The sequence below is a fragment of the Hansschlegelia beijingensis genome (assembly GCF_045505405.1).
Taxonomy (GTDB): Bacteria; Pseudomonadota; Alphaproteobacteria; order Rhizobiales; family Methylopilaceae; genus Methylopila; species Methylopila beijingensis_A.
Window position 1 is genome coordinate 1 of record NZ_JBJKEX010000483.1, and the last position, 1,760, is coordinate 1,760.

1 protein-coding gene and 1 pseudogene are annotated in these 1,760 nt (G+C 70.9%); both read left to right on the forward strand.

Annotation, left to right across the window (positions count from 1 at the left end):
• Positions 1-187 (forward strand): annotated as a pseudogene (locus ACIKT0_RS17850) (cell division protein FtsA); the annotation flags it as partial.
• Positions 188-291: 104 nt separating this feature from the next.
• On the forward strand, positions 292-1,760 hold a 1,469-nt coding region (ftsZ, locus tag ACIKT0_RS17855), incomplete at its 3' end, for a cell division protein FtsZ (RefSeq protein ID WP_407106674.1).

The window sequence follows — 1,760 nt, forward strand, 5'->3', positions numbered from 1 at the left end:
GCTCGGGGCTCGCGGGCTCCCGGAGGCGGCCAAGGGGCCGGCCTTCGCGGCCCCCGTGGGGCTCTTGGTGTTCCCGCAGGTCGCGGGGCTCGAACATGTCGATCCGCGACGCATGCGGCGGGGCGGACCGGCGCAGAAGAACACGTACATCCACCGCGTGGGGCGGTGGCTGAAAGAGAGTTTCTGACCGGCGGCGCGGCGGCCGACGGTCGGATGGGGCGAGCGCGCCCCCCGAACGCCGAAACTGAAATGGCAATCGCCGGGATGGCGCGAGAACCTTAGAGGCATGCGATGACGATCAACCTGAAGATGCCGGACATCCGGGAGCTCAAGCCGCGGATCACCGTGTTCGGCGTCGGCGGCGCCGGCGGCAACGCGGTCAACAACATGATCGAGGCCGGGCTCGCCGGCGTCGACTTCGTCGTCGCGAACACCGACGCGCAGGCGCTGACGCTCTCCAAGGCCGAGCGCATCGTCCAGATGGGCGTGCAGGTGACCGAGGGCCTCGGCGCCGGCTCCCAGCCGGAAGTCGGTCGGGCGGCCGCCGAAGAGGTGATCGACGAACTGCGCGATCACCTGTCGGGCGCGCACATGGCGTTCATCACCGCCGGCATGGGCGGCGGCACCGGCACGGGCGCCGCGCCCGTGGTGGCCCGCGCCGCCCGCGAGGCCGGCATCCTGACGGTCGGCGTCGTCACCAAGCCGTTCCACTTCGAAGGCCAGCGCCGGATGAAGACGGCCGAGGCGGGCATCGAGGAGCTGCAGAAGGCGGTCGACACCCTCATCGTCATCCCGAACCAGAACCTGTTCCGGGTCGCGAACGAGCGCACCACCTTCGCCGACGCCTTCGCGATGGCCGACCAGGTGCTCTACTCGGGCGTCGCCTGCATCACCGACCTGATGGTCAAGGAAGGCCTGATCAACCTCGACTTCGCCGACGTCCGCGCGATCATGCGCGAGATGGGCAAGGCGATGATGGGCACCGGCGAAGCCTCCGGCGACAAGCGCGCCGTCCAGGCCGCCGAGGCCGCGATCGCCAACCCGCTGCTCGACGACGTCTCCATGAAGGGCGCGCGCGGCCTGCTGATCTCGATCACCGGCGGCAACGACCTCACCCTCTATGAAGTCGACGAGGCCGCGACCCGCATCCGCGAGGAGGTCGATTCCGAGGCCAACATCATCCTCGGCGCGACCTTCGACGAGAGCCTCGACGGCATCATCCGCGTGTCCGTCGTCGCGACCGGCATCGACCACATCCTCGAGGCGGGCATGCCGAGCCCGGCCGAGCAGCGCATCGCCGAGCTGTCGAACCGCTTCAAGCAGACCCAGCCCGCTGCGACCCGCTCGCCGGAGCCCCAGCCGCTGCCGCAGTTCCGCCCCGCGCAGGCGACCGACCACGCCATGGAGGCTCCCGCCGAGGAGAATCACTATGACGCCCAGGTCGTCGCCGCGATCGAGGACGTGACGATCCGCGCCGCCGCCCCGCGCGCTCCGATCGCCGAGCAGCCGATGCACGCTGCGCCGGAGATGGAGGAGCACGAGGATCACGAGCAGCCCTTCATCCCGCCGCACGCGGAGCGGGCGCCGTCGCGCATGCCGCGCATGCCGCGGATCGAGGATCTGCCGATGCCCGTGCAGGCGCAGGTGCGCGCCGCGAGCCGCGAGCAGGCCGAATCCGCCGCTCCGGACCGCAAGCGCATGACGCTGCTGCAGCGACTCGCCAACGGCCTGAGCCGCCACCAGGACGAAGAGCCGGCGCA